This is a genomic window from Microbacterium sp. Clip185, assembly GCF_028743715.1.
In the GTDB taxonomy this organism is placed as follows: Bacteria; Actinomycetota; Actinomycetes; order Actinomycetales; family Microbacteriaceae; genus Microbacterium.
Window position 1 is genome coordinate 485,750 of the sequence record NZ_CP117996.1, and the last position, 20,424, is coordinate 506,173.

A 20,424-nucleotide genomic window follows, 5' to 3' on the forward strand; every position below is an offset into this window, starting at 1 on the left:
TCGTTTCGTTCAGCGGGCCGCGCGCAGCGTGATGCGCGCCCAGGACAGCGGGGGAAGGGTGAGGTGCACGCGGGTGCCGTCGACGACCGTGGCGAGGGATGCGGGGGCGACGGGCTGCGCCTGGGCGGAGTTGACGGTGTGGCGGTCGCCGCCCTCGGGAACGGTGACCACGAGCGCGTCGGCGGCGGCGATCTCGCGGTCGAGATCGATCACGACCTCGCTTGCCTCGTCGAGGTCGCGGTGTGCGGCGAAGACGACGATCTCGTCGCCGTCGACGGTGGCGACCGCATCCACAGCTGCGACGGCGCCGTGCTTGGTGGTCTCGATCGACGCGCTCTCTACGGTCGGGACGACCACGGTGCCGTGGGCGGCGGCGGCCGTCAGCTGGAAGGGGAAGAAGGTCGTCTGCCGCCAGGCGGGACCGCCGGGCTCGGTGCGGATGGGGGCGATGACGTTGACCAGCTGCGCGAGGTTCGCCATGGAGACGCGGTCGGCGTGGCGCAGCAGGGTGATGAGCAGGGAGCCGACGACGACCGCATCCGTGACGGTGTAGTCGTCTTCGATGAGGCGCGGCGCGACGGGCCAGTCGCCGGTGAACACGCGCGGCTTGTCGACCTCGTTCCAGCGTGTCTGGTTCCAGACATTCCATTCGTCGACGCTGATGCCGATCGCGCGGGTGGAGCCGGTCTCGGCGCGCACCTCGTCGATGATCGCCGCGACGTCGTCGAGGTAGCGGCTGAGAGCTACGCCCGAGGCGAGGAAGCTGGCGGGGTCGCCCGGCGTCTCCTCGTAGTAGGCGTGCACGGAGATGTGGTCGATGAGCTCGGCGGTGTGGCGCAGCACGGTGCGCTCCCACTCGCCGAAGGTCGGCATCTCATGGTTGGAGCTGCCGGCGGCGACCAGTTCGATGTCGGGGTCGATGAAGCGCATGAGGCGGGCCGACTCTGCGGCGAGGCGACCGTATTCGTCCGCGGTCTTATGGCCGATCTGCCAGGGCCCGTCCATCTCGTTGCCGAGGCACCACAGGCGGATGTCGAACGGCTCGTCGCGGCCGTTCTGGCGGCGACGCTCGCTGAGTGCGGTGCCGCCGGGGTGGTTCGTGTACTCGAGCAGCTCGGCCGCCTCGGCGACGCCGCGCGTGCCGAGGTTGACCGCCTCCATGAGCTCGAGGCCCGCGGACTCGGCCCAGTCGGCGAACTCGTGCAGGCCGACCTGGTTGGTCTCGGTGGAGTGCCAGGCCGCATCCAGGCGCACGGGACGCTCTTCGCGCGGTCCGACGCCGTCCTCCCAGCGGTAGCCCGAGACGAAGTTGCCGCCCGGATAGCGCACGACCGTCGCACCGAGCTCGCGCACGAGCTCGAGCACGTCGGCGCGGAAGCCGTTCGCGTCGGCGCTCGGGTGCGCGCTCTCGTGGATGCCGTCGTACACGCAGCGGCCCATGTGCTCGACGAAGGTGCCGAAGACGCGGCGGGGGACGGCGGGGCCGTCGGCGTTCGTCGCGACGGCGATGCGGGTGGCGGAGGTCATGATCGCTTTCGGGTCGGGATGCGGCGAGGGGTGGGTCGGATCGGCAAGCGATGCGACCCACCCCTCGTCGGTGATTACTTGTTGACGCTGAAGCCCTGCTCGTTGCCGTAGCTGACGAGCTGGTCCTGCCAGGTCATGAGGCCCTCGTTGAGGTCGCTCTTGTTGGCGTAGGACTGGCCGACGGTGTCGCTGAAGATGCTGTTCGCGTACACCTGGAAGGGCAGGTACTGCCATCCCTTACGGACGTCGGATGCGGCCTGCACGAGCACCTGGTTGATCTGCTGTCCGCCGAAGTAGTCGCTCTTGGCGTTCAGGAAGGCGTCCGACTGCAGGTCGGCCGTGGTGGAGGGGAAACCGCCCGACTTCGCGAAGATGTCGATGCTCTCCTGGTCGTTGTTCAGCCACTTCAGGAAGGCAGCGGCCAGCGCCGGGTTCTTGCTCTGCTTGGTGACCGACTGGCCGCCGCCGCCGTTCTCGGCCGACACGGGGGTGCCGTCGTAGGTCGGCATGGGCGCGACGCGCCAGTTGCCCGCGGCGCTGGGCACCGAGGACTCGAGGTTGCCGGGCATCCAGGCGCCGATGATCAGCGTGGCGATGGAACCGTCACCGAGGCCCTTGAACCACTCGTCGCTCCAGCTGGAGGCGTCCGAGAGCAGGTTCTGGTCGACGAGCTGGTTCCAGGTGTCGGCCCACAGCTTCGAGCCCTTGTCGGAGAGGTCGATCTTCACGTTGGTGCCGTCGACCTTGAACGGCTGGCCGCCGGCCTGCCAGATCATCGAGGTCGCGAAGCCGGCGTCGCCGGTGTCGTTCGTGATCTTCTTGGTCGGGTCGGCCGCGGTGAGCTTCTTCGCGGTCTCGATGTACTCGTCCCAGGTGGTGGGAACGGTCAGGCCGTACTGGTCGAACACGGCCTTGTTGTAGAACAGCGCCATGGGGCCGGAGTCCTGCGGCAGGCCGTAGATCTTGCCGTCGAAGTCGACCGAGCCCCACGTCGAGGCGGTGTAGTCCTTCTCGAGGTCGCCGAAGCCGTACGACGACAGGTCGAGCAGGCCGTCGGTGAGAGCGAACTGCGGCATGGCGTAGTACTCGATCTGCACGACGTCGGGGGCGCCCGAGCCGGCCTTGATCGCGTTCTGCAGTTTGGTGTACTCGTCCTTGTTGGTGCCGGCGTTGACGACGTTCACCTTGACGTTCGGGTACTTCTTCATGAACGCGGCCGCCTGGTCCTCGGCGGAGGGCGTCCACGACCAGTACGTGATCTCGCCGCCGGCTTCGAGAGCCTTGTCGAGGTCGTCGGCGCTTCCGCCGCCGGAGGCTGCACCGCCGCCGCCGGCGCAGGCAGCCAGCGCGATGCCCGCGATGGTGGTCATGGCCACGACGGATGCGGCGCGACGCAGCACCGAACCCTTGCGCATGTGTGACATGGGACTTTCCTTCACTTCGTTGTTGTGGATGCCGGAGCAGGACGCGCCGGTGGTGAGGGGGAATCGGGTGTCAGACAGTGCCCCTCGTCACTGCTTGACGCTTCCGGCGCTCAGCCCCGACTGCCAGAACCGCTGCAGCATGAGGAAGGCGACGACGATGGGGATGATCGACAGGAGCGAGCCCGTGATCACGAGGTTGTAGATCGGCTCGGCGGCGGCACCGGTGGCCTGCGCGTTCCACTGGTTCAGACCGACCGTGAGCGGGTACCAGGCCGGGTCGCTCAGCATGATCAGCGGCAGGAAGTAGTTGTTCCAGGTGGCGACGACCGTGAAGAGCACGACCGTGACGATGCCGGGGGTGAGCAGCTTCACCGAGATCGTGAAGAAGGTGCGGAACTCGCCCGCCCCGTCCACGCGTGCCGCCTCCAGCAGCTCGGTCGGCACGGCGTCGCTGGCGAATACCCACATGAGGTAGAGGCCGAACGGGCTGATGAGCGAGGGGATGATGATCGACCACGGGGTGTTCGTCAGACCCATCTGGCTGAACATCAGGAAGGTGGGGACGGCGAGGGCGGTGCCGGGCACGGCCACCGCGCCGATGACGACCGCGAAGACCGCCTTGCGGCCCCGGAAGTTGTACTTCGCCAGGCCGTATCCGGCGAGGGTCGCGAGCAGCGTCGCGCCGCCGGCGCCGACGACGACGTAGAGCAGGGTGTTGCCGAGCCACCGCAGGAAGATCCCGTCACGGTAGGTGAAGGTCTCCACGATGTTGTCCCACAGGTGGAACCCGTTGCCGAACCACAGGCCGAAGGTGGTGAACAGGTCGCCCTGCTCCTTCGTCGCGTTGATCAGCAGCCAGAACAGCGGCAGCAGCGTGTAGAGGATGAACAGGCTCATCACGATGGTGAGGATGAGCGACTTGCGCCGCATGAACGGCGACGTGCGGGCGAAGGCGGGAGCGGTCATCGCATCTCCTGACGGGATCCGCGCAGCTGCACGACGTAGGCGACGATCGCGGTGATGAGGCCCATGATGATCGCGACGGTGGCGGCGTAGTTGTACTGCTGGCCGGCGAACGACAGGTTGTACGCGTACATGTTGGGCGTGTAGAACGTCGTGATCGTGTTGGGGGCCAGCGGCTTGAGGATGTTCGGCTCGTTGAAGAGCTGGAAGCTGCCGATGATCGAGAAGATCGTGGCGATGACGATCGAGCCGCGCAGCGCCGGCAGCTTGATCGAGAAGATCGTGCGCCAGGTGCCGGCGCCGTCGAGGGATGCGGCCTCGTACAGCTCGCCCGGAATGGTCTTGAGCGACGAGTAGAAGATCAGCATGTTGTAGCCGACGAACTGCCAGGTCACGATGTTGCCGATCGAGACCATCATCCATTCGGGCACGAAGGGTGTGATCACCTGGGCGCCGAACAGGTCGTTGATGTTGCCGGCGAGACCGAACTGGTCGCCGTAAATGTAGCCCCACATGAGCACCGCGACGACGGCCGGCACCGCGTAGGGCAGGAAGATCACGATCCGGTAGAAGCCGGAGGCGTGCAGGCGTGCGCTGTCGATCGCGAGAGCGGCGGCGAGTGCCAGCACGAGCATGATCGGCACCTGGATGATCAGGAACAGCAGCACGCGCAGGAAGCCGTCCCACAGCTTGGTGTCGGTGAACGCGGTGAAGTAGTTGTCGAGTCCGACGAACGCGTTGCCGCCCACGATCTGCTCGCGGAAGAAGCTGAGGTACAGCGAGTAGGCAAGCGGCGCCAGGAACACGAGTGCGAACACGATCGCGAAGGGGGCGACGAACAGCCAGCCCTTCTGGTCGACCGCGAAGCGCCGCCGCTTGGGTGTGCGCAGCGCGGGTGGGGGAGCCGCTGTGGTCGTCATCGTCCGATGCCTCTTCTGTGAACGCAATGCTCCGCAGAATTCGGGTTCCGCGGTATGTTGACGTAAACATAACTCCGCTCTCGCTAACATGTCAACGTCAACATCGAGGAGGATCCGGGCATGAGCCACGTCACGGCAGCAACACCGGGCGAACCTCGTGCGCGCCGTCGCGAAACCTCGATGGCGGATGTGGCGGCCCTCGCCGGCGTCTCCGGCCAGACCGTCTCGCGGGTCGCGAACGGGCGCGCCAACGTCGATCCCGACACCCGTGCCCGCGTCCTCGCCGCCATGGACGAACTGGGCTACCGGCCCAACAGCGCCGCGCGGGCGCTGCGCTCGGGCAAGTTCCGCTCGATCGGTGTGATCATGTTCTCGCTCTCGAGCTACGGCAATACCCGGACGCTGGATGCGGTCGCTTCCGTCGCCGCATCCGCCGGCTACTCGCTGACGCTCATCACCGTCGAGACGGCGTCGCAGTCCGATGTCTCCGGCGCCTTCGTGCGCCTGCGCGAGCATGCCGTCGACGGCGTCGTCATCCTCATCGAGTCGCATCGCCTCGACGAGTCGGAGATCGCCCTGCCCACGGGTTTGCCCGTCGTGGTCGTCGACTCGCACGCCGCCTACGCCTACCCCGTCGTCGACAACGACCAGGCGCAGGGGGCCCGCCTGGCCACCGAGCACCTGCTGGATCTCGGGCACGAGACCGTGTGGCACGTGTCGGGTCCGCTGGAGTCGTACGCGGCCGAGCGTCGGCGTGACGCGTGGCGCGAGACGCTCGAGCGCCGCGGTGCACCCGTGCCCGAGGTCGAGGTCGGCGATTGGACGGCCGATTCGGGGTACGAGATCGGCACACGGCTCGCGCAGGACGAATCGGTCACCGCGGTCTTCGTCTCCAACGACCAGATGGCGCTCGGGCTCGTGCGCGCCCTGCACGAGGCCGGTCGTGCCGTGCCCGACGAGGTCAGCGTCGTGGGCTTCGACGACATGCCCGACTCGGCCAACTACTGGCCGCCGCTCACCACCGTGCGCCAGCACTTCGACCGCGTCGGCTCGGGCGCCATCCGGGCCCTGCTCGCCGAGATCGAGGGCGAGGGTGCCAACGACCGCACGCTCGTGCCGACCGAGCTCGTCGTGCGCCAGAGCTCCGGCCCCCGCATCCGCTGACGCGCGCGCCCAGCGCCTGGCCGTAGCGGGTCGCCCGTCCCGCCGCGTGCGCCGGAACCCCCATCCCTCCGCGAGACTGCATTTCGAGCACGAGATCACGGGTAATGACCGTGATCTCGTGACGGAGATGCAGTCTCGCGGAGAGTGGCGAGTGGCGGATGCGCGCCGATGCGACGGCGTGACGCAGACGTTGTGCCGGCGACTGGGAATCCGCTATGTTTCGTGTTGACGTCAACATGTTTACGTCAACACGAAACACCATCCCCCCAGGGCTGCGACGACGCGGCCGGAAGGATCGACGATGAAGTCCCTCAGATTCCTGTCGCTGCTGTGCGTCGGAACCCTCAGCGCCGGCGCTCTCGTCGCGGGAGCCGCGGTGTCCCCGCCGCAGGCCCAGGCCGCGAGCAGCGTGCGCATCACCCCGAATCCCGCCGTCGCATCGGACCCGTTCGAAGGCTGGGGCACGAGTCTCGTCTGGTTCGCCAACGCGACCGGCGAGTACCCCACCGAGGTGCGGCAGAAGCTGTTCGACGCCGTGTTCGGTGAAGACGGACTGAACCTCAACATCGCGCGGTACAACATCGGCGGCGGCAACGCGACGGACGTTCCGTCGTACCTGCGTCCGGGCGGAGCGGTCCCCGGATGGTGGAACCCCGAGCTCGGGGAGAGCGACGACGACGGCGAGATCACCTCGAACTACGCCGACCGCGACCGCTACGCGGCCGCCTGGGACGGCGAGAATCCCGACCATTACAACTGGGACGCGGATGCCGGTCAGCGCTGGTGGCTGGACGCGCTCAAGGACAAGATCACCCACTGGGAGGCCTTCAGCAACTCGCCGCCCTACTTCCTCACGCAGAGCGGGTACGTGTCGGGCGGTATCAACAACGCGACGAGCGAGCAGCTCGCCCCCGAGGACATGGCGGCATTCTCGAGCTATCTCGTGAACGTCGTGGAAGAGCTCGAGAAGGCCCACGGCATCACCTTCGACACGTTGGACCCGTTCAACGAGCCCAACACCGACTACTGGCAGACCCGCATCCCGAACGGCGCGACGTGGCCCACCAGCGCCAGTCGTCAGGAGGGCGCCCACATCGGTCCGACGCGTCAGGACCAGATGATCAAGGCTCTCGCCGCGCGCCTGGCAGAGCCCGGCACGACGACCGACGTGAGCATCTCGGCGATGGATGAAACCAACCCGTCGAAGTTCGTGCAGAACTGGAACGGCTGGAGCGACGAGTCCAAGGGGCTCGTCGACCAGCTCAACGTGCACACCTACGGCACGGCTGACCGACTGATCGTCCGCGACATCGCCAAGGCCTCCGACAAGCCGCTGTGGATGAGCGAGGTCGAGGGCGACTGGAACGGCGGCAGCGGGTTCAACCAGACCAACATCGAGAACGGCATCGGAATGGCGACGCGCATCGTCGACGACCTGCGCGAGCTCGAGCCCACCGCCTGGGTGTTCTGGCAGCCGGTCGAGGATCTCTACAACATGGAGAAGGTCGAGAAGCTCAACTGGGGCAGCGTCTTCATCGACTTCGACTGCAACGCCGACGGCAACTCGGAGAGGCGCATCGCCGACGGCGACGCAGACCCCTCCTGCCAGGTGCTGACCAACTCGAAGTTCAACACGGTGCGCAACTTCACGCACTACATCGAGCCGGGCGACCGCCTCATCCCCACCGACGACACGCAGACCACCGCGGCCCTCACGGCCGAGGGCGACGGCGTGACGCTGGTGCACATCAACTCCGAGGCGTCCGAGCGCACGGTGCAGGTCGACCTGTCCCGCTTCGCCGATATCGCCCCCGGCGCCACGGTCACCCCCATCGTGACGACCGAGTCGTCGGCCGATGACGTCACCGACCATGCGCTGGTGGAGGGTGCCGCCGTTCCCGTCGACGCAGCATCCAAGTCGGCGACGGTGACGCTGCCGGCGAAGTCGGTCACGACGCTCGTCGTGTCAGGTGTCTCGGGCGTCGCGGCGGATGCGGCCGTCTTCGAAGACGGTGAGACCTATCAGCTCCTCGGGGTGCAGAGCGGCAAGGCTCTCGCGGCCGACCCCAACGGTCTCGCGATCCGCACCGGCGCGACGACCGCGGATGCGGCACCCGCGCAGGTATGGACCGTGCACTCTCTCTCGGGCGAGGGTACGAACCGACACCGCATCGCCCTCGAGGCGGGCGATGGGCGCTTCCTCGCCGTGAACGGCACGAGCACGACGCTGGTCTCGGCGGATGCGGCCGCCGCCGCATCCGATCCGGCGCTGCAGTGGATCCCCTCCACGACCGATGGGCGCACGTACTCGCTGCTGAGCGCGTCCGCTGAGCGCGTGCTCGATGTGAACGGGCAGGGTACGGCCGACGGCACGACGGTGGGAACCTGGACCTCGAACAACGGCGGCAACCAGCGGTGGACGCTCGCGTCGACGCGGGTGACGAGCGTCACGCCCGTCGCGGCCTCGACCGCCGTCGGTGAGGAACCCGAGCTTCCGGCCACGGTCACGCTGAACTACCGGGGCGGCGTGCAGCGCACCGCCGCCGTCACGTGGGACCTGACCGGCGCGGACTTCTCCGCTGCCGGAACCGTGCAGGTGCCGGGCACGGGGACGGATGTGTTCGGAGCGGACTTCGAGGCCGCCGCGACGGTCGAGATCGGGGCCTACACCGCCACGCGCCCTGTCTCGATCACGACGTACGCCGGTGCAACGTTGGAGCGCTTCAAGGCGGCGGCGCCCGCGACGGTGCCCGCCGAGGTGCACCTGGGCGGGACGGCGTACGACGCTGCGGTGACCTGGGACTTCAGCTCGCTCGACGATGCCGACTTCGCGCAGCCGGGCACGGTCACGGTTCCCGGAGCGATCACCCTGCCGGACGGCGCCGCGATCGAGGCGCGCCTGAGCGTCATCGTGACGACGCCGGGTACGCGCAACGTCGCCGGCGAGAGTCAGGCGTCGGCGACGTTCACCGAGAGCCCGAGCTACAGCGTCGACCGCACGAAGAACGGGATCACGACCGACAAGGGCTGGTCGAACTGGCGCTCCGGTGCGAAGAACACGCAGGACACCCTGACGTACGCGCTGAGCGCGACGCAGCAGGTGTCGAACGTGAAGGTGTACTTCTATCGCGACGGCACGGCGAGCTGGGCACAGTCGCTGCGCGTGGAGCACCGCACCTCCGGCGGCAGCTGGATCGCCGGCGAGGACATCGCCGTTCCGGTGCCGGACTCCGGTGCGCCCGTCGTCGAGGTTCCGCTGGGCGGGATCGTCGCCGACGAGGTGCGGATCGTCATGCAGGCCCGCGAGAACACGCACATGATCGTCTCCGAGGTAGAGATCAACGCGCTCGCGGCGTCCGCATCCAGCGTCGCCGACCTTGCACGCGTCACGGTCGACAGCGCGCTGCTCGACGGGTTCGATCCCGCTCGCGACGCGTACACGATCGACACGAACGGGGCTGCCTGGCCGAGGATCGGGGCGGTGGCGGTCGACGACGAGGCGACGGTCGAGATCGTGCAGCCCGCGGATGCGGGCGGCGCGGGATCCATCACGGTCACGGCCGTCGACGGCACCTCGCGCACGGTCACGATCACGGTGACGCGTCACGTCGTCGCGGGGGCCGTGTCGCTCTCGGGCGCCGCCGAGGTGGGCGCGACCCTGACCGCCCAGGTCGAGGACAGCGACCCTGTCGACGCCGCCCTCACCTACGCCTGGACCCGCGACGATCAGCCGATCGAGTCGGCGACCGCGGCCACCTACACCGCGACCGAGGCTGACCTCGGCCACGAGCTGCGTGCGGTCGTCACGGCATCCGCCGACGGCTTCGCCTCCGGCACGGCTACCTCGGCCGCCGTCGTGGTCGTCGCCGCTCCGGGCAACCCCGGCAACCCCGGCAACCCGGGCAACCCGGGCAACCCCGGCAACCCCGGCAACCCTGGTGAGCCTGGTGAGCCTGGCAACCCCGGTCAGCCCGGTAACCCCGGTGTGCCCGGGACAGGTGGGCCGCAGGCGCCGGCCGAGTCCGCGCTCACCGATGCGACGCGCGGCGGCATCACGGCGCCCAGCGCGGTGACCGCCGGGTCATCGGTCACGATCGGCGTCGGTGCGTCCCGTGCAGGCTCGTCGGTCGACGCGTGGCTGTTCTCCACGCCGATGCATCTCGGGACCAAGGTCGTCTCGACGGCGGGCGCGATCACGGTCTCGATCCCGGCGGATGCGCCCGCGGGTCAGCACCGGTTGGTCGTGACGGATGCGTCCGGCGCCGTCATCGGCTGGGTGCCGCTCGAGGTGCGTACCGCATCCGGTCCGCTGGCACTGACCGGTCTCGACCTCGGCCCGACCCTGCCGTTCGCCCTCGGGGCGCTGCTGCTGGGCTCGCTGCTGGTTGGCGTCTCCACACGCCGCCGCTCACCCGCGGAGTAACCACACGGAAAGGGGGGCGGAGCCGCACACCGGCTCCGCCCCCCTTTCGCGCGCACCCCGTTGCCCGTCCAAAGACCGCGAGACTGCATCTTCCGCACGAGATCACGGGTAAACACAGTGATCTCGTGAAGGAGATGCAGTCTCGCGGAGAAGGGATGCGGACGCGGGTCAGGCGCCGGAGAGAGCCTCGGACACCACGGCACGGGCCTCGTCCTGCACGTCGTGCAGGTGGGCTTCGCCGCGCAGCGACTCCGCATAGAGCTTGTAGACGTCCTCGGTGCCGGACGGACGCGCGGCGAACCACGCATCCGCCGTCACCACCTTGAGGCCGCCGATCGCCGCGCCGTTGCCGGGGGCGTGCGAGAGCTTCGCCGTAATGGGTTCGCCGGCGAGCTCGGTGGCGGTGACCGCATCCGGCGACAGCTTCGAGAGCGCTGCCTTCTGCTCGGGCGTGGCCGGGGCATCGACGCGCTGGTACACGGATGCGCCGTAGGTGTCTTCGAGCTCCGCGTAGCGCTGCGAGGGCGTCTTGCCGGTCACGGCGAGGATCTCTGCGGCGAGCAGGCACAGCAGGATGCCGTCTTTGTCAGTGGTCCAGACGGTGCCGTCCTGGCGGAGGAAGGATGCGCCGGCGGACTCCTCGCCGCCGAAGGCGACCGATCCGTCGAGCAGACCCGGGACGAACCACTTGAAGCCGACCGGGACCTCGTAGAGCGTGCGCCCGAGCGCCTCGACGACCCGGTCGATGATCATCGACGACACGAGGGTCTTGCCGACGGCCGCCTCCGCGGGCCAGCCGGGGCGGTGCGAGAACAGGTAGTCGATCGCGACCGCCAGGTAGTGGTTCGGGTTCATGAGCCCCGCGTCGGGGGTGACGATGCCGTGGCGATCCGCATCCGCATCGTTTCCGGTGAGGATGTCGTACTCGTCACGCCGGGCGACGAGAGCTGCCATGGCGTTGGGCGAGGACGGATCCATGCGGATCTTCTCGTCCCAGTCGAGGGTCATGAACTTCCACGTCGGGTCGACGTCGGGGTTCACGACCGTGAGGTCGAGGCCGTAGTGCTCGGCGATCAGCGCCCAGTAGTCCACGGATGCGCCGCCGAGCGGGTCGGCGCCGATGCGGATGCCGGCCCTCTTGATCGCCTCGATGTCGATGATGGCGTCGAGGTCGCGCACGTACGCCTCGCGGAAGTCGTACTGCGCGAGGGTGTCGCCGTCGATGTCGGCGTAGGGGGTGCGCTTCACGCCCTCGAGCCCGGCCGCGATGAGCTCGTTGGCGCGATCGGCGATCCACGAGGTCGCATCGGTGTCGGCGGGACCACCGTGGGGCGGGTTGTACTTGAAACCGCCGTCGCGCGGCGGGTTGTGGGAGGGCGTCACGACGATGCCGTCCGCACGCCCCGTGTCGTCGGCGGCGCGATCGCGGTTGTAGGTGAGGATCGCGTGGCTGAGGGCGGGGGTGGGAACCCACGAGTCGCGGGCGTCGACGCGCACGTCCACGCCGTTGGCGACGAGCACCTCGATGGCGGTTCGCTCGGCCGGCAGCGACAGGCCGTGGGTGTCGCGGCCGAGAAAGAGCGGACCGGTGATGCCCTGACCCGCGCGGTAGTCGACGATCGCCTGGGTGGTGGCGAGGATGTGGTTCTCGTTGAAGCTGGTCGACAGGCTCGACCCGCGGTGTCCGCTCGTTCCGAACACGACCCGCTGCGCGGGTACCGAGGCGTCGGGCTTCAGGTCGTAGTAGGCGGCGATCAGCTCGTCGATGTCGATCAGATCAGAGGGCTCAGCAGGCTGTCCGGCACGGCTCATGCCCCTAGTCTGCCGTGCCGGCAGGGTGTCGTCACTCTCCGCGCCCACAGCGGCCTCATTTCGGCTGTTCACCGGAGGCCGTCGGGTGCGGTCTAGGCTGAGTGCCCGTGAGCACCGCATCCGTCGACCGTCGTACCTACAGCTATCTGGGTCCGGCCGGAACCTTTACGGAGGCGGCCCTCGCTCAGGTCCCCGAGGCGCGCGGTCAGATCTGGCGTTCGGTGCGCAACGTCGGCGAGGCGCTCGCGGACGTCGTCGAGGGTCGATCGGATGCGGCGATGATCGCCATCGAGAACTCGGTCGACGGCGGGGTCTCCACGGCGCAGGACGCGCTGGCCACGATGCCGGGGCTGCGCATCATCGGCGAGTACCTCGTGCCGGTCAACTTCGTGCTCGTCGGCCGGCCCGGACAGCGCCTCGAGGACGTCTCGCTGGTCGCCGCGCACCCCGTCGCCTACGCGCAGTGCCTGCAGTGGCTCAGCCGAGAGCTTCCCGCGCACGCCCACCTGCCCGCATCCAGCAACGTCGCCGCCGCCCTGGGACTGCTCGACGGGACCAGCGATGCGGATGCGGCCATCGCCCCTCCCGGCATCCTCGAGCACCACGAGCTCGACCTGCTCGCGGAGGGCGTCGGCGACAAGAAGGACGCCGTCACCCGCTTCGTGCTCGTGGCCCGCACGGTGGCGCCGCCGGCACCCACCGGAGCCGACAAGACCTCGCTCATCGTGGAGCTGCCGGAGGAGTACCCCGGTGCGCTCATGGAGATGCTGGAGCAGTTCGCGACGCGCGGGATCAACCTGTCGCTGCTCGCATCCCGTCCGATCGGCGATGCCCTCGGCCGGTATCGATTCGTGATCGACGCCGACGGGCACGTCCTCGACGAGCGTGTGGCCGACGCCCTCATGGGGCTGCGCCGTTTCAGCCCGAAGGTGATCTTCCTCGGCTCGTACCCGCGGGCCGACCGCGCCATCAACCGCTACCCCGAGCGGTACTCCGACGACGTGTTCGTCGAGGCCCGCGACTGGCTGCGCGCGTTGGTCAGCGGAGAACCCGAGGCCTGACCTCCCCGCCTCGCGAGGCTCACCTGTCACAGATCGCGCCGCGGACGTCGATCTGTGACAGGGGAAGCGGTCCGACCGGCCGAAGCCTGACCCGGCGGGCTCAGGCGGCGAGCAGCGGCGTGAGCAGCTCGAGCGTCTGGACGCGCCCGCCCGCGGTGTCCATCGGCTCCGCGTCGTAAGCGCCGGCCACGGGCGAGACCATGATCTCGTCCACGCCATAGCGGGCCGAGAACGCGCGGAGCGCATCGGCGGTCTGCTCGGGCGCCCCGACGAACCAGGTGCGCCGGGCGTTGTCGATGATGTGCGCGGCGAGGTTGTCGTGCGCTTCCGCATCCCGCGCCTGCTCGACGGTCTCCATCGGCACCAGCGGGCGGCCGGAACGGATGCGGGACATCATGCGCAACTGCGGCAGCGCACGCTCCCACGCTTCGGTCTCCGTCGGAGCGACGACCGCGTTCGCGGTGACGAAGGTGCGCGGGCTCGGGTGTGCCTCGGAGGGCTGGTACTGGTCGCGGTACAGAGTCAGCGCGCGCTCGAGGCCGTCGCCGGCGAAGTGGTTCGCGAAGACGTAGGGCAGGCCGGATGCCGCGGCCAACTGCGCGGAGTAGTCGCTCGAGCCGAGCAGCCACACCTCGGGGAGAGTCGTCGCGGCCGGCGTCGCGTGCACGCTGTAGGTGTCGCCGGAGGTGAAGCGCACCGTGGCGCCCGCGTCGCTCGTGAGCGAGAGGATGTCGGAGATGTGCTGCGGGAACTGCTCCACATCGCTCGTGGTGCCGCTGCGGCGCAGCAGCTGGGTGATGACAGGGTCGCTGCCCGGCGCACGCCCGATGCCGAGGTCGATGCGGCCCGGCGCGAGAGCCTCGAGCGCCGCGAACTGCTCGGCGACGATGAGGGGCGAGTGGTTGGGGAGCATCACGCCTCCCGAGCCGACCCGCATCCGCTTCGTTCGTGCGGCAGCGGCGGCGATGAGTACGGGCGGGCTCGTCGAGGCGACCGCGGGCATGTTGTGGTGCTCCGCGAACCAGTAGCGGCCGATGCCCAGCTCGTCCGCGCTCTGCGCGAGGTCGAGGGATGCGGCGACGGCCTGCGCGCTGGTCTGGCCGGTGTGCACGGGAACGAGGTCGAGGACGGAAACGGTGATGCTCATCCAAGAGAGCAACCGAAGCGGCCGTGGGAGCATTCCCCGGCGACCCGGCGATGCTGAATATGGTGGGACTCATGCGAGGGGGAGCGATGCGTTGGTTGAGCGCGGCCGTGGCCGTGGTGACGGTGGCGGGCGTGGCGTGGTTGGGGTTCGCTCCGACATCCGCCGCGCTGTCCAACTGGGTGGGCTCGATCGAGTGCCGAGCGGTGCTCGCTCCGCTCGAGGGCGTGAGCCTGGTATCGAATCTCACGCCGCAGCAGAACGAGATCGCTGAGGAGTGGCTCGTCGCCGTTGGCTACCTGGACGATGGCCGGTCGCCCACGGCCGACCAGATGAGCTCCGTCGTATCGAACGTGCATGACGTCTGCGCCGACGCTCAGCGGCAGCGCTCGACGTGGATGCTGCTCGCCGCTGTCTTCGGCAGCGCGCTTGCGCTCGCGCTCGCACCGCGCCGTCGCACGCGAGAGTAGTGGTGTTCACGGCCTATGCGGGCCGCCGCATTCCGCGGTGCGCCGGATCGCAGCGGCGGTTACGGCTTCCAGGTCACGGGCTGCTCGGCGTAGGGGTGATCCTCGTCGGGGAAGGTCGCCGTTCGGCTGGTGCCGTTGAACTCGACGCCACCCAGATCGGCGCCGGTCGTCAGGGCGACCCAGCACTCCAGTGCGGTCCCGTCCTTCGGCTCGGGCAGCGTGAGCCCGCACGCGTCGGCGTCGCCCATCGCGACGTTGCCGACGTCGTTCGCGAGCCACCCTGCGAACGATCCGTCGGACTCCAACGGGATGAGCGGCACGGTTCGCGGCGTGCTGTCGTACTCGCTGACCGGTGTCCACGTGTACTGGACGACGATCGCGAACGGATGCCGGCTGGCCACCTCCGCCGTCTGCGCGAAGCCTTCGATGCGGTCGGCGTCGATCGGGTCCATCGACAGCACCGTCGCGCCGACGAGTTCCTCCTCGCCGCTCGCTCCCGGGACCTTCACCCACGCGGTGTCGCCGATCGACAATGCCGTGCCGGGCACGGTCGCCTCAGCCGGGGCGTCACCGACCTCGACGGGGGACACATCGGCGGCCGCCGAGCATCCCGCCAGGCACAGGGCGGCTGCGGCCAGGACAGGGAAGCTCACGCGGCGTGCGATGCGGGGCATGTCGGGTCCTTCCAGGGCGCTCAGTGCGCGGCAGCTTTGACGTTCTCGTACGCGTCCAGCGCGCGCCTGCGCGATGCCCCCAAGTCGACGAGTGGTTCCAGGGATGCGGAATCCGGAGCCCACTGCGAGACGTACAACCCATCCTTGTCGAACTTCTCCGCCTGGGTGAGGGGGTTGAAAATCCGGAAGTACGGTGCTGCGTCGGCGCCCGAGCCGGCGACCCACTGCCAGTTGAAGGGATTCGAGGCCGCATCCGCGTCGACGAGGGTGTCCCAGAACCACTGCTCGCCGTGACGCCAGTCGATCATGAGGTTCTTGATCAGGTATGAGGCGGTCACCATGCGCACGCGGTTGTGCATGGTCCCGGAATGCCAGAGCTCCCGCATCCCTGCGTCCACGAGCGGCACGCCCGTGCGCCCCCGTTGCCACGCCTCGAGGTGCGAGCGCTGCAGCCGAGGCCAGGGGAACGCGTCGAACGACCCGCGCAGGTTCTTGCGGGCCAGATCGGGGAAGTGGAACAGGGTGTGCCAGGCGAACTCGCGCCAGCCGACCTCGGAGAGGAAGCGCCCCGCATCCGCGCCGGTCGCCAACGTGTCGTGCCAGACGGTGAAAGGACTCAGCTCGCCCCAGCGCAGTCGCGGCGACAGCAGGGACGTGACGCCCGCGGCGGGCTCGTCGCGCGCGGTGTCGTAGCCCGCGAGATCGTCCTTCAGAAACTCTCGGAGCCGGGATCGCGCGGCGGGCTCGCCCGGCTCCCACGTCTCCCGCAGGCCCCCCGCCCAGTCGGGATGCGTCGGAAGCAGCTCCCAGTCGTCCAGCGCGTCGGATGCGGGCGGCCTGCCCACCCCGTCGATCTCCCGCGGCTCCGGCAGCGGCGCCCGCGGTGCCGGCAGATGCAGACAGGCGCGCCAGAAGGGCGTGAACACGGAGAAGTGCGTGTCGGAGCCGGTGCGCACGGTCCACGGCTCGAACAGCAGCGACGCCTGGAACGAGCGCACCTCGAGGCCGTCACCACGCAGGCTCTGCTTGAGGCCGGCATCGATCTCGCGTTCGGGCCCGCCGTAGCGGCGGTTCCAGAAGACCGCGCCGGCGCCCGCATCCGACACCAACTCCCGGAGCACGGATGCGGCAGCGCCGCGGCGCAGCACCAGGCTGCCGCCTCGCTCCCGCAGCCGCTCGCCGAGCGACGCGAGCGAGTGGTGCAGCCACCAGCGAGCGGCGCCGCCGAGGGTGCGGACACCCGGCGACTCCTCATCGAGCACGTACACCCCGACGACGGGTTCGCCGCGGTCGATCGCCGCGCGCAGGGCCGGATTGTCGGCCAGGCGCAGATCGTCGCGGAACCAGACGAGGGTGGGGCTGCTCACCCGCTCATCCTCGCGAACGGCCCGGAATCGGAGCCGAAGGGTTGACAGTCAGAGCCGGCTGAGGTCGTGCCCGGTGGGCACCGTCACGCGCAGCGCGCCGGCGTCGATGCGGCTCACGATCCGCACCGCCTCGCCGAACTCGTCGCCGTCGAGCTGCACCGGATGCGGCTCGGCCGCCGCGACCTCCATCGTCCGCCCGCGCATGTAGCGCACGGCGTTGTCGCGGGTGCGCAACTGCAGCACCCGGCGGCCGGCGCGGAACCGGCGCAGCACGCTGTTGTCCCACGCGACCCGGCGCCAGACGAACAGCCATCCCCACCACGCCTTGGGCTGGAACAGCACGACGTCCATGGTCCCGTCGGTCACCGAAGCCTCGGGGATGAGGGAGAGCCCCGCCGGCAGCGACCCGCAGTTCGCGTAGAGCACGCTCTGCACGCGGGCGGAGTGCAGGCGCTGGTCGCCGACCTGGTAGACGATGCGAAACGGCGCGGCCCCGACGAGCGAACGGGCTGCTCCGTCGACGTAGGCGACCCAGCCGACGCTCTTCTTCAGCGACGGACGGGTGTTGGCGATCATCGCCGCATCCAGCCCGATACCGCCCATCACGACGTACGCGTGGGTCTCGCGCGCGCCGTCGACGCGGTGCAGCTCTGCGAAGCCGACGTCGATCATCACGGTGTCACCGGTGAACGCGGTGGCGATCACGCGGTCGGCGTCGTCGAGCGGGAGCCGAAGGTTGCGGGCGAGGAGGTTCCCCGTGCCGCTGGGCACGATCGTCAGCGGAACGCCCGTGTGGGCGAGGGCCTCGGCGACCGCGCGCACCGTGCCATCGCCGCCGGCGACCAGCACGGCGTCCGCTCCCTGCGCGAGCGCCGTGCGCGTCTGGCCCTGGCCGAGATCGTCGGGGGTCGTCTCGAAGAACAGGGGCGCGCCCCATCCCGCTTGCTCGGCGGCGTGCACGACCTGGGCGCGCAAGCGGCGGGCGTCGACCTTCACAGGGTTGTAGACCAGCGCCGCGCGCCGTGCGGCGGCAGCATCCGAGGTCATGGTCACAGAGTAGGGCCGCGGCGGCGCCGGCGGATGCCGGGATGGCGCCGCTTCTGCGGTTGTCTCCGCATCCGCCCGCTCGCGCTCTGCATGTCCCACTTGCGGCACTTTTCGGGGCCGGTTGACTCTGCATGTCCCACTTGCGGCAGTTTTCGGGGTCGATTTCTGCGGGAAGTGGGACATGCCTTGCGGGAAGTGGGACATGGCGGGCGGAATCCGAGGCGCACACACCGCGTCTAGACTTCACGGGTGATCGATCTGGCCCTCCTTCGCGACAACCCCGAGCTCGTCAAGCGCTCCCAGGAAGCCCGCGGCGAGTCCGCGGAGACGGTGGATGCGGCGCTCGCCGCCGATCGCGAGCGGCGTTCGGCCATCACCGCGTTCGAAGAGCTGCGTGCCGCGCAGAACGCGCACGGTAAGCGGGTGGCCGCTGCTCCCAAGGAGGAGAAGGCCGCGCTCGTCGCCGAGGCGAAAGAGCTGAGCGCGCAGGTCAAGGCCGCGCAGGCCGCCGTGACCGAGGCGGAGGAGGCAGCCGCGGACGCTCTCGCGAAGATCGAGAACATCGTCATCGACGGTGTGCCGGTCGGTGGCGAGGACGACTTCGTGACCCTGCGCACGCACGGCGAGATCCCGACGTTCGACTTCACCCCGCGCGACCACCTCGAGATCGGGGAGATGCTCGGGGCGATCGACATGGAGCGCGGCACGAAGGTCTCCGGCAGCCGCTTCTACTTCCTCACCGGCGTCGGCGCGCGCCTCGAGATCGCCCTGATGAACCTCGCGCTCGATCGCGCGCTGCAGGCCGGGTTCACGCCGATCATCCCGCCGACTCTCGTGCGCCCCGAGGTCATGCGCGGCACCGGATTCCTCGGCAAGCACGCCGCTGAGGTCTACCACCTCGACGACGAGGACCTCTACCTCGTCGGAACGAGCGAGGTGCCCCTCGCCGGGTACCACATGGACGAGATCCTCGACCTCGGTCGCGGCCCGAAGCGCTACGCGGGCTGGTCCACCTGTTACCGCAGCGAGGCGGGCTCGTACGGCAAGGACACCCGCGGCATCATCCGTGTGCACCAGTTCAACAAGCTCGAGATGTTCGTCTACGTCGACCCGGCCGAGGCCGAGGCCGAGCATCTGCGCCTCGTCGAGATGCAGGAGCGGATGATGCAGGATCTCGGCCTGTCGTACCGCGTCATCGATGTCGCAGCGGGTGACCTCGGTTCCTCGGCAGCGCGCAAGTACGACATCGAGGCGTGGGTTCCGACGCAGGATGCGTATCGCGAGCTCACCAGCACGAGCAACTGCACGACGTACCAGGCCCGTCGCCTGTCGATCCGGTACCGCCCCGAAGAGGGCAAGACGCAGCCGGTCGCGACGCTGAACGGCACGCTGGCCACGACGCGCTGGATCGTGGCCATTCTCGAGACGCATCAGCGCGCTGACGGGTCGGTCACCGTGCCTGAGGTGCTGCGCCCGTTCCTCGGCGGTCTCGAGGTTCTGGAGCCGATCGCGTGAGTGGTGCGCGGCTGCCGGAGACCGGAGAGATCGAGATCGAGACGCCGGCTGAGGCCGCCGCGCTCGTCGAGGAGATCGCGACCGCGGATGCGGGCCGCATGCTGATCGTGCTCGACATCGACGGCACGGTGCTGCTGGAAGATGAGTCGCCGAGCCCGGGCATCGTCGACGCCGTGGCGGATGCGCGACGCGCCGGTCACGAGGTGATGCTCGCGACCGGGCGCAGCTGGGAAGCGACCCGCGGCATCCAGGAGCTGCTGCAGATCGCGCCCGACTACGCGGTGTGCTCCAACGGCGCGGTGATCATGGCGCGCGTGGGTGCGGCGGATCCCGCATCCCTCGTCTACGAGCGCAGGCACGTCGAGACCTTCGACGCGGCCGAGGTGCTGACGCTGCTGCGCGAGCACCTTCCCGACGCGCACTACCTCGTCGAGCTGCCCGACGGGCGCCGGGAGTACACCGACTACATGGACGACTGGAACCTCGACCGCGCGTCGAAGGTGGCGTTCGAGGATCTCGCGCGCCAGCCGGTGACCCGCGTCGTCGTGGTCTCGCCGGAGCACGATGAGGGCGACTTCGTCGAGCTCGTCGATCGCGTGGGGCTCAATCAGGTCTCGTACGCCGTGGGGTGGACGGCGTGGCTCGACATCGCTCCGAAGGGCGTCGACAAGGGCACCGCGCTCGCGCTGGTGCGCGACTGGCTCGATGTGGCGCCCGCGAACGTGCTCGTCATGGGCGACGGCCGCAATGACGTCGGCATGTTCGCGTGGGCGAAGCAGCACGGTGGCCGCGCGGTCGCGATGGGGCAGGGGCCGCAGGAGGTGCAGGACGCGGCGGGCGAGGTGACCGCATCCGTGCTCGACGGTGGCGTCGCCGAGGTGCTGCGCCGCCTCTGAGTCGCCGACGCGTCGAC

At 69.3% G+C, this 20,424-nt stretch carries 15 protein-coding genes; 6 read left to right on the forward strand and 9 right to left on the reverse strand.

Annotated elements, in window-relative coordinates; translation table 11 throughout:
• Positions 1 to 9: 9 nt before the first annotated feature.
• The 4 genes from arfA to PQV94_RS02400 all read right to left on the reverse strand — a co-directional run bounded on the left by arfA (position 10) and on the right by PQV94_RS02400 (position 4,834).
• Complete coding sequence (arfA, locus tag PQV94_RS02385) at positions 10 to 1,527, reverse strand: arabinosylfuranosidase ArfA (protein WP_274287206.1); 1,518 nt, start codon at positions 1,525 to 1,527, stop codon at positions 10 to 12.
• 74 nt (positions 1,528 to 1,601) lie between these two features.
• Positions 1,602 to 2,951, reverse strand: a complete 1,350-nt coding sequence (locus tag PQV94_RS02390) for an ABC transporter substrate-binding protein (protein ID WP_274287207.1) — start codon at positions 2,949 to 2,951, stop codon at positions 1,602 to 1,604.
• 87 nt (positions 2,952 to 3,038) lie between these two features.
• Positions 3,039 to 3,917: a carbohydrate ABC transporter permease gene (locus PQV94_RS02395; RefSeq protein ID WP_274287208.1), complete on the reverse strand. Its 879-nt coding sequence runs from the start codon at positions 3,915 to 3,917 to the stop codon at positions 3,039 to 3,041.
• Complete coding sequence (locus tag PQV94_RS02400) at positions 3,914 to 4,834, reverse strand: carbohydrate ABC transporter permease (RefSeq protein WP_274287209.1); 921 nt, start codon at positions 4,832 to 4,834, stop codon at positions 3,914 to 3,916. Before PQV94_RS02400 ends, PQV94_RS02395 begins: the two co-directional genes overlap by 4 nt.
• A 120-nt stretch (positions 4,835 to 4,954) precedes the next feature.
• Here PQV94_RS02400 and PQV94_RS02405 point away from each other — a divergent pair, with 120 nt between their 5' ends.
• Both PQV94_RS02405 and PQV94_RS02410 read left to right on the forward strand, forming a co-directional pair.
• Positions 4,955 to 5,998, forward strand: a complete 1,044-nt coding sequence (locus PQV94_RS02405; protein WP_274287210.1) for a LacI family DNA-binding transcriptional regulator — start codon at positions 4,955 to 4,957, stop codon at positions 5,996 to 5,998.
• A 301-nt stretch (positions 5,999 to 6,299) separates the two neighbouring features.
• A complete protein-coding gene (locus tag PQV94_RS02410; protein WP_274287211.1) occupies positions 6,300 to 10,421 on the forward strand; it encodes a glycoside hydrolase in 4,122 nt (1,373 codons plus the stop codon).
• Positions 10,422 to 10,589: 168 nt separating this feature from the next.
• Here PQV94_RS02410 and pgm read toward each other — a convergent pair whose 3' ends face one another.
• Positions 10,590 to 12,233 (reverse strand): phosphoglucomutase (alpha-D-glucose-1,6-bisphosphate-dependent), encoded by a 1,644-nt coding sequence (gene pgm, locus PQV94_RS02415; RefSeq protein WP_274287212.1) that lies wholly within the window; start codon positions 12,231 to 12,233, stop codon positions 10,590 to 10,592.
• A 107-nt stretch (positions 12,234 to 12,340) separates the two neighbouring features.
• Here pgm and pheA point away from each other — a divergent pair, with 107 nt between their 5' ends.
• Positions 12,341 to 13,294, forward strand: a complete 954-nt coding sequence (pheA, locus tag PQV94_RS02420) for a prephenate dehydratase (RefSeq protein WP_274287213.1) — start codon at positions 12,341 to 12,343, stop codon at positions 13,292 to 13,294.
• Between the two features lie 100 nt (positions 13,295 to 13,394).
• Here pheA and PQV94_RS02425 read toward each other — a convergent pair whose 3' ends face one another.
• Positions 13,395 to 14,441 carry an LLM class flavin-dependent oxidoreductase gene (locus tag PQV94_RS02425; protein ID WP_274287214.1) on the reverse strand — a complete coding sequence of 349 codons (1,047 nt, stop codon included), beginning with the start codon at positions 14,439 to 14,441 and terminating at the stop codon, positions 13,395 to 13,397.
• A gap of 86 nt (positions 14,442 to 14,527) precedes the next feature.
• Here PQV94_RS02425 and PQV94_RS02430 point away from each other — a divergent pair, with 86 nt between their 5' ends.
• Positions 14,528 to 14,908, forward strand: coding sequence for a hypothetical protein (locus tag PQV94_RS02430; protein ID WP_274287215.1), 381 nt, complete (start codon positions 14,528 to 14,530; stop codon positions 14,906 to 14,908).
• Between the two features lie 59 nt (positions 14,909 to 14,967).
• On the opposite strand, the gene PQV94_RS02435 is transcribed toward PQV94_RS02430, so the two are convergent.
• The 3 genes from PQV94_RS02435 to PQV94_RS02445 are packed head-to-tail and all read right to left on the reverse strand — an operon-like array spanning position 14,968 to position 17,996.
• Positions 14,968 to 15,582, reverse strand: a complete 615-nt coding sequence (locus PQV94_RS02435; protein WP_274287216.1) for a hypothetical protein — start codon at positions 15,580 to 15,582, stop codon at positions 14,968 to 14,970.
• Positions 15,583 to 15,602: 20 nt separating this feature from the next.
• Positions 15,603 to 16,949 carry a cryptochrome/photolyase family protein gene (locus tag PQV94_RS02440; protein ID WP_274287217.1) on the reverse strand — a complete coding sequence of 449 codons (1,347 nt, stop codon included), beginning with the start codon at positions 16,947 to 16,949 and terminating at the stop codon, positions 15,603 to 15,605.
• A 48-nt stretch (positions 16,950 to 16,997) separates the two neighbouring features.
• The gene (locus PQV94_RS02445; RefSeq protein ID WP_274287218.1) at positions 16,998 to 17,996 is read right to left on the reverse strand and encodes a diacylglycerol/lipid kinase family protein; all 999 of its coding nucleotides are present in this window, start codon (positions 17,994 to 17,996) and stop codon (positions 16,998 to 17,000) included.
• Between the two features lie 249 nt (positions 17,997 to 18,245).
• On the opposite strand from PQV94_RS02445, the gene serS reads away from it, so the two are divergent.
• Both serS and PQV94_RS02455 read left to right on the forward strand, forming a co-directional pair.
• A complete protein-coding gene (gene serS / locus PQV94_RS02450) occupies positions 18,246 to 19,511 on the forward strand; it encodes a serine--tRNA ligase (protein ID WP_274287219.1) in 1,266 nt (421 codons plus the stop codon).
• Positions 19,508 to 20,407: an HAD family hydrolase gene (locus PQV94_RS02455; RefSeq protein WP_274287220.1), complete on the forward strand. Its 900-nt coding sequence runs from the start codon at positions 19,508 to 19,510 to the stop codon at positions 20,405 to 20,407. The genes serS and PQV94_RS02455 overlap by 4 nt, the downstream gene beginning before the upstream one ends.
• Positions 20,408 to 20,424: the final 17 nt, after the last annotated feature.

Excerpts from the sequence above, each read along its gene's own strand:
- arfA (WP_274287206.1), bottom strand. The coding sequence starts at position 1,527 with ATGACCTCCGCCACCCGCATCGCCGTCGCGACGAACGCCGACGGCCCC.
- PQV94_RS02390 (WP_274287207.1), bottom strand. The coding sequence starts at position 2,951 with ATGTCACACATGCGCAAGGGTTCGGTGCTGCGTCGCGCCGCATCCGTC.
- PQV94_RS02395 (WP_274287208.1), bottom strand. The coding sequence starts at position 3,917 with ATGACCGCTCCCGCCTTCGCCCGCACGTCGCCGTTCATGCGGCGCAAG.
- PQV94_RS02400 (WP_274287209.1), bottom strand. The coding sequence starts at position 4,834 with ATGACGACCACAGCGGCTCCCCCACCCGCGCTGCGCACACCCAAGCGG.
- PQV94_RS02405 (WP_274287210.1), top strand. The coding sequence starts at position 4,955 with ATGAGCCACGTCACGGCAGCAACACCGGGCGAACCTCGTGCGCGCCGT.
- PQV94_RS02410 (WP_274287211.1), top strand. The coding sequence starts at position 6,300 with ATGAAGTCCCTCAGATTCCTGTCGCTGCTGTGCGTCGGAACCCTCAGC.
- pgm (WP_274287212.1), bottom strand. The coding sequence starts at position 12,233 with ATGAGCCGTGCCGGACAGCCTGCTGAGCCCTCTGATCTGATCGACATC.
- PQV94_RS02425 (WP_274287214.1), bottom strand. The coding sequence starts at position 14,441 with ATGAGCATCACCGTTTCCGTCCTCGACCTCGTTCCCGTGCACACCGGC.
- PQV94_RS02430 (WP_274287215.1), top strand. The coding sequence starts at position 14,528 with ATGCGTTGGTTGAGCGCGGCCGTGGCCGTGGTGACGGTGGCGGGCGTG.
- PQV94_RS02435 (WP_274287216.1), bottom strand. The coding sequence starts at position 15,582 with ATGCCCCGCATCGCACGCCGCGTGAGCTTCCCTGTCCTGGCCGCAGCC.
- PQV94_RS02445 (WP_274287218.1), bottom strand. The coding sequence starts at position 17,996 with ATGACCTCGGATGCTGCCGCCGCACGGCGCGCGGCGCTGGTCTACAAC.